Origin of the sequence: Pseudomonas sp. Sample_9 (genome assembly GCF_004307535.1) — a bacterium.
GTDB classification, from domain to species: domain Bacteria; phylum Pseudomonadota; class Gammaproteobacteria; order Pseudomonadales; family Pseudomonadaceae; genus Aquipseudomonas; species Aquipseudomonas mercuritolerans.
This window is the reverse complement of sequence record NZ_RAZO01000224.1, coordinates 43,812-48,996: the sequence shown is the minus strand read 5'-3', so window position 1 is coordinate 48,996 and position 5,185 is coordinate 43,812. Positions and strand designations below refer to the sequence as shown.

General features: G+C 57.6%; 7 protein-coding genes. 5 read left to right on the top strand and 2 right to left on the bottom strand.

Features of this window, described 5'->3' with window-relative positions; all coding sequences use genetic code 11:
* Positions 1-383, bottom strand: a 383-nt coding sequence (locus D6877_RS12885; protein ID WP_038861560.1) for a carboxymuconolactone decarboxylase family protein, incomplete at its 3' end; no start/stop codon positions are given.
* Positions 384-459: 76 nt separating this feature from the next.
* Positions 460-846: a MerR family transcriptional regulator gene (locus D6877_RS12880; RefSeq protein WP_130911029.1), complete on the bottom strand. Its 387-nt coding sequence runs from the start codon at positions 844-846 to the stop codon at positions 460-462.
* Positions 847-1,122: 276 nt separating this feature from the next.
* On the opposite strand from D6877_RS12880, the gene D6877_RS12875 reads away from it, so the two are divergent.
* From D6877_RS12875 to D6877_RS12855, 5 genes are all read left to right on the top strand, one after another.
* Positions 1,123-1,479 (top strand): metalloregulator ArsR/SmtB family transcription factor, encoded by a 357-nt coding sequence (locus D6877_RS12875; RefSeq protein ID WP_122610110.1) that lies wholly within the window; start codon positions 1,123-1,125, stop codon positions 1,477-1,479.
* Positions 1,480-1,503: 24 nt separating this feature from the next.
* The gene (locus D6877_RS12870; RefSeq protein ID WP_130911028.1) at positions 1,504-2,787 is read left to right on the top strand and encodes an arsenic transporter; all 1,284 of its coding nucleotides are present in this window, start codon (positions 1,504-1,506) and stop codon (positions 2,785-2,787) included.
* A gap of 16 nt (positions 2,788-2,803) precedes the next feature.
* Positions 2,804-3,274, top strand: coding sequence for an arsenate reductase ArsC (locus tag D6877_RS12865; protein ID WP_130911027.1), 471 nt, complete (start codon positions 2,804-2,806; stop codon positions 3,272-3,274).
* Positions 3,275-3,320: 46 nt separating this feature from the next.
* Positions 3,321-4,034, top strand: a complete 714-nt coding sequence (arsH, locus tag D6877_RS12860; RefSeq protein WP_130911026.1) for an arsenical resistance protein ArsH — start codon at positions 3,321-3,323, stop codon at positions 4,032-4,034.
* A gap of 68 nt (positions 4,035-4,102) precedes the next feature.
* Entirely contained in the window at positions 4,103-5,176 is a 1,074-nt protein-coding gene (locus D6877_RS12855; protein ID WP_130911025.1) for an ArsO family NAD(P)H-dependent flavin-containing monooxygenase, read from the top strand.
* Positions 5,177-5,185 lie beyond the last annotated feature (9 nt).

Genomic DNA, 5,185 nt, shown 5'->3' with positions numbered 1-5,185 from the left:
GATTTGACACTGATCCCGCGAGCAGCAAAGACTTCACGCGCAGCCGTTATACCGTTCAAGGCGCTGGGAAACCCTGCGTATACGGTCATTTGCAAGATCACATCGACCACCGCCTCCGGTGTGCACCCGACGTTCAGGGCACCGCCGATATGCACTTTCAGTTGTGGCTGTGCGTTGCCCAGTGCGGTCAATGCCGCAACGGTTGCCAGCTCACGAGTGCAGTGATCGAGCCCGGGGCGGGCGAAGACATCGCCGTAGGCAAAACTCAGAATCCAGTCCGCAAGTTCTGGAGCAGTATCCTTCAATGAATCAACCACTGCCTGACCAGGTCCGCCAGTAATCTGCGTCAGAGCGGCTTCTCCGCGCGCTCGACGATCGGTCATCTCCACCGGCGCTGCGACACTGGTCACGCTGGCGCCGATCAATGGGGCGGACAGCAAACGATTGAAACCGGGAAGTTTACGGATCATGGTGATGCTCCTTTTGCTCGAGTTGGTGATATATCTGAATCTTGTTATCCAGAACCTCCAGGGACTGGCTCAACTGGCTGATCTGCGCTTGCACGTCCCGGCGATGCTGCTCGAGAAGTTCGCGGCGTTCTGCCAGGGTCGAGTCGCCTGATCGACGCAATTCGGCATACCGCAGCATTTGCTGGATCGGCATTCCGGTCGCCTTCAGCCGGAGCAGAAACTCGGCCCACAGCACATCCTTCTCGGCGTACACCCGGTGGCCATTGCCACCGCGCCCAACCGGGTCGAACAGCCCGATGCGCTCGTAATAGCGGATCGTGTGAGCGCTCAAATCAAGGCGTTTGGCCAACTTTGAAATTGTCAGTTCTGAATTCATGTCATCACCGTAAAGGTTTGAGTGCGCTCTAAGTCAACGGCTATTTTCAATCAGTTGGAATCAGAAAAATCGCGGGCCGTATCCGCGCGCCGCTATCTGTCTCGACGGTTCAACCGCTGTTATATTCGCTTTACCAGATATATGCATATGCGTATATTCGGTCATCCGTATCCATTGCCCGGCAAATATCCCGCCGCCTTTCATCCTACGCATCACGACATCCGCAAACGCATCAGGCTCTTCGTTTTGGTCAAGACAAAAGCATCTGGAGGACGAATGACAGAACCCATGACCCCCACCACCTTGTTCAAGTGCCTGGCCGACGACACCCGAGCCAAAATTTCCCTGCTTGTCGTGAGCCAAGGTGAACTCTGTGTATGCGAGCTGACGGCAGCGCTCGACCTGAGTCAGCCGAAGATTTCTCGTCATCTGGCGCTGCTGCGCTCCGCCGGTTTGCTGCTGGATCGTCGCCAGGGTCAATGGGTGTACTACCGGGTCAATCCTGATTTGCCCGCGTGGGTGGCTGCAGTTTTGAAGGAAGTGGTAGACGCCAATCAGCAATGGCTGGAAACCGAGGCCAAGCGCCTGTGCGGCATGAGCGACCGTCCGATCAACCAAGCCGTGTGCAACTGATTCACGCCCAACCGGATTAATGAAATGCTGATTGCCGTATTGATCTTTATCGCCACCATCGTCCTTGTCATCTGGCAGCCCAAGGGACTCGGGGTTGGCTGGAGTGCGACGTTCGGCGCCATCGTGGCGCTGCTGGCAGGTGTAGTTACCCTTGCCGACATACCGGAGGTTTGGCGCATAGTCTGGAACGCTACCGGAACGTTCATCGCAGTCATTATTATTAGTCTGTTGCTTGATGAGGCAGGCTTTTTCAAATGGGCTGCGCTGCATGTCGCCCGGTGGGGAGGCGGAAGCACCCGCAAGCTGTTCGCATTTATCGTCCTGCTGGGTGCGGCTGTATCGGCACTGTTCGCCAACGACGGAGCGGCATTGATCCTCACTCCCATCGTAATCGCGATGTTGCTGGCGCTGCGTTTTTCTCCCGCCGCGACGTTGGCGTTCGTCATGGCCGCTGGATTTATCGCAGATACGGCGAGCTTGCCATTTGTCGTTTCCAACCTGGTCAACATTGTTTCTGCCGACTATTTCAATATCGGCTTCAACGAATATGCTTCGATCATGGTGCCGGTAAACATCGTCAGCGTGGCGGCGACACTAGCCATGCTGCTGTGGTTTTTCCGAAGAGATTTACCAAAGACCTATGACCTCAACCAACTGGACAACCCGGATGACGCAATCCATGACCGTGCCACTTTCGTAGCCGGCTGGTGGGTGCTGGCACTACTGCTGATCGGCTTCTTTGTCATTGAGCCATTGGGGGTTCCGATCAGCGCCATTGCAGCGATCTGTGCATGCATTCTCTATGTCATCGCGGCTCGTGGTCACGCCATCAACACAAGCAAGGTGCTCAAAGAGGCGCCATGGCAGGTGGTGATTTTTTCTTTGGGTATGTACCTGGTTGTTTATGGCCTGAAGAACGCGGGCCTGACCGACCACATCGCGCAAATCCTGAACGTGTTCGCCGGTTATGGCGTTTGGGGCGCGTCCCTTGGTACAGGGCTGCTGACAGCATTGCTGTCTTCGATCATGAACAACATGCCCACCGTTCTGGTAGGCGCCTTATCCATTCATGCCGCCGAAGTCGATGGTGTTGTCCAGCAAGCGATGGTTTACGCCAACATCATCGGCTGCGACCTGGGCCCGAAGATCACCCCGATCGGGAGCCTGGCCACGCTGTTGTGGCTGCACGTGCTCGCCCGGAAAAACATCACGATCAGCTGGGGTTACTACTTCAAGACCGGGATCGTGCTGACCTTGCCCATTCTCGTCGCCACATTGTCCGCCCTGGCACTGCGCCTAAGTTTCTGAATCAAGGAATCGTCTGATGAAAATCCTGTTCATGTGCACCCACAACAGCTGCCGCAGCATTCTGTCCGAGGCGCTTTTCAACCACTTGGCGCCCGAGGGTGTAGAAGCCGTCAGCTCGGGAAGCTTTCCCAGTGGCCGAGTGAATCAACGGGCACTGCAAACGCTGGAGGCGGCGGGCGTCTCCACGGCGGGCTTGAGCAGCAAGGCTTCGGATGCTTTTGAGGGCTCGCCTCCCGACATCGTCATTACCGTCTGCGATCGCGCTGCTGGAGAAGCATGCCCGATCTTCTTCGGCCCAGCCCTGAAGGCGCATTGGGGGCTGGCCGACCCGTCCGAGGCTAGCGGGTCGGAAGCCGAGATCACCGCAGCGTTTGAAAGCACACTGGGCAAAATTCAGGAACGCGTGAATGCATTTCTTGCACTGCCGCTCAAGACCCTGAGCCCTGACCAACTGCAAGCTGAACTGAACCGCATCGGTTCGCTTTAAAGATCAACCGAGGCGGCGCCCCACCACGCGCCGCGCAGGAGTTCATATGCAAGACACATTGCCGAACGTACACGCCGACCTGATCGACATTCCTACGCTGGAGCAGCTGTCTCCTCGTAATCCTTCGCAGCATAAACCTCGCATTCTGCTGTTATACGGATCGACGCGAGAGCGCTCATTCAGTCGTCTGGTCACGCAAGAAGCGGCACGCCTGCTGAAGGAGTTTGGCGCCGAAACCAGGATCTTCGACCCTTCGGGTCTGCCGCTGCCCGATGACGCACCCGACACCCATCCCAAAGTCGTGGAGCTGCGCGAGCTGATGCAATGGTCAGAGGGTCAGGTGTGGTGCTCTCCCGAGCGTCACGGCTCCATGAGTGCCGTGTTCAAAGCGCAGATCGACTGGGTTCCGCTGGCACTGGGCGCTGTACGACCTACGCAAGGCAAAACCCTTGCTGTGATGCAGGTCTGCGGCGGCTCGCAGTCCTTCAACGTGGTCAATCAGTTGCGGGTACTTGGCCGCTGGATGCGGATGTTCACCATCCCGAACCAGTCCTCCGTGGCCAAGGCGTTCACCGAGTTCGATGAAGCGGGTCGCATGAAGCCTTCTTCGTACTACGACCGCCTGGTGGACGTGATGGAAGAATTGATGAAGTTCACGCTTCTCTTGCGCGATCGTCAGGATTACCTGGTTGACCGTTATTCCGAGCGCAAGGAATCCGCCGAAGAGCTGTCCAGACGAGTCAACCAGCGTTCGATTTGATGCCTGTGTGGGGCAACGGTATGAGCGCACCACGATCTTTCACAAGTTGAGGCCGTTGAGCCTGGAGGATGCTGGTGAGTCAGAATTCGAAACTTGATGTCGTGGTCATTGGTGGTGGCCAATCCGCGCTGACTGTCGCTTATTTTTTGAAGCGCACAGGCTTGTCTTACGTGCTGCTGGATGCCGAGCCGGGACCAGGAGGCGCCTGGCGGCATGGCTGGGATTCGCTGCGGCTCTTCTCGCCGTCAGCATGGAGTTCGATTGCAGGCTGGCCGATGCCGGCCCTGTCCGAGGGGACGCCCGGGCGGGACGACGTTGTCCAATACCTGACTCAGTACGAGCGCCGGTATGACTTCCCCATCATCCGCTCCACGCGGGTGACCCGTGTCGAAAAGATCGAAGGCGGCTTGCGTGTTATCTCAAAGGACAACCACTGGGACGCCAAAGCGGTTATCAGTGCAACTGGCACCTGGAGCTGCCCCTTCGTACCAGACTATCCCGGCCAGGCATTGTTTGCAGGCAGGCAGCTTCATTCCGCTCATTACGTCGGGCCGAACGAGTTTGCGGGTAAAACCGTCCTTGTCGTCGGTGGCGGCAACTCCGGCGCCCAGATTTACGCCGAGGTCTCCAAAGTGGCTCAGGCAACCTGGGTCACTCAACAGGCCCCAACGTTTCTACCTGATGATGTTGACGGACGCGTCCTGTTCGAACGCGCTACCGCTCGACTGAAGGCGCAGCAGGATGGCGTGGAGCCTCAACAGCCCGTTGGAGGACTGGGCGACATCGTCATGGTGCCACCGGTCAAGGAAGCTCGCGAACGCGGTGTATTGAGCGCGGTACGGCCGTTCACGCGTTTTACTTCGACAGGGGTTGTGTGGTCATCGGGGATCGAGACAAAGGTGGACGCTGTCATCTGGTGCACCGGGTTTTCTCCGGCGCTCGACCACCTGAACAGCCTGAATATTGTAGGCCGGGATGGCAAAGTGGCTGTGAACGAAAACCGGAGTGTCGCGTTGCCCGATTTATGGCTGGTGGGTTATGGCGACTGGACGGGGCTCGCTTCTGCCACATTGATCGGCGTAACCCGCACCGCCCGGGATGTAGTCAGGCAAGTGCAAAGCTATCTCACTGGCGGAACCTGATTGCTCGCG

Excerpts from the sequence above, each read along its gene's own strand:
- D6877_RS12880 (WP_130911029.1), bottom strand. The coding sequence starts at position 846 with ATGAATTCAGAACTGACAATTTCAAAGTTGGCCAAACGCCTTGATTTG.
- D6877_RS12875 (WP_122610110.1), top strand. The coding sequence starts at position 1,123 with ATGACAGAACCCATGACCCCCACCACCTTGTTCAAGTGCCTGGCCGAC.
- D6877_RS12870 (WP_130911028.1), top strand. The coding sequence starts at position 1,504 with ATGCTGATTGCCGTATTGATCTTTATCGCCACCATCGTCCTTGTCATC.
- D6877_RS12865 (WP_130911027.1), top strand. The coding sequence starts at position 2,804 with ATGAAAATCCTGTTCATGTGCACCCACAACAGCTGCCGCAGCATTCTG.
- arsH (WP_130911026.1), top strand. The coding sequence starts at position 3,321 with ATGCAAGACACATTGCCGAACGTACACGCCGACCTGATCGACATTCCT.
- D6877_RS12855 (WP_130911025.1), top strand. The coding sequence starts at position 4,103 with ATGCTGGTGAGTCAGAATTCGAAACTTGATGTCGTGGTCATTGGTGGT.